Origin of the sequence: Streptomyces sp. AC550_RSS872 (assembly GCF_019049285.1) — a bacterium.
In the GTDB taxonomy this organism is placed as follows: domain Bacteria; phylum Actinomycetota; class Actinomycetes; order Streptomycetales; family Streptomycetaceae; genus Streptomyces.
Window position 1 is genome coordinate 1 of sequence record NZ_JAGMUL010000180.1, and the last position, 596, is coordinate 596.

At 68.8% G+C, this 596-nt stretch carries 1 protein-coding gene; it reads right to left on the reverse strand.

What is annotated here, in order from left to right:
- Positions 1–596 (reverse strand): glycoside hydrolase family 2 TIM barrel-domain containing protein (locus KUM44_RS39705; protein ID WP_302186114.1); only part of this gene is annotated, 596 nt, incomplete at both ends.

A 596-nucleotide genomic window follows, 5' to 3' on the forward strand; every position in this document is an offset into this window, starting at 1 on the left:
TCGATCCGGACCGGCTCGATGACCTTCTTGTACTCGACGAGCCCGGGGGAGGGCCGCCGGTCCGGGAAGATCAGGCCGTCGCAGACGAAGTTGCCGTCGTGCAGCTCCTCGCCGAAGTCGCCGCCGTAGGCGTAGCCCAGCTCGGGGTGCTTGATGCCGTGGTCGATCCACTCCCAGATGAAGCCGCCCTGGAGCCGGTCGTACTTCTCGAAGAGTTCCTGGTAGTCGGCGAGCCCGCCGGGGCCGTTGCCCATGGCGTGCCCGTACTCGCACTGGATGAAGGGGAGTTCGCGGCGCTTGTGGGTGCCGCCGTCGAGCTTCTGCCCGATCTTCTCGGCCTCGTCGTGGAAGGCGTACATCCGCGAGTACACGTCGGTGTCCCGGCAGTCCCAGTCTCCCTCGTAGTGCACGAGCCGCTCGGGGTCCCGGCCGTGGATCCACTCGGCCATGGCGGTCAGGCCGCGTCCGGTGCCGGCCTCGTTGCCCAGCGACCAGAACACGATCGACGGGTGGTTCTTGTCGCGTTCGACCATGCGGGCCGCGCGGTCCAGCAGGGCCGGGGTCCAGCGGTCGTCGTCGACGGGGTTGTCGCGCCA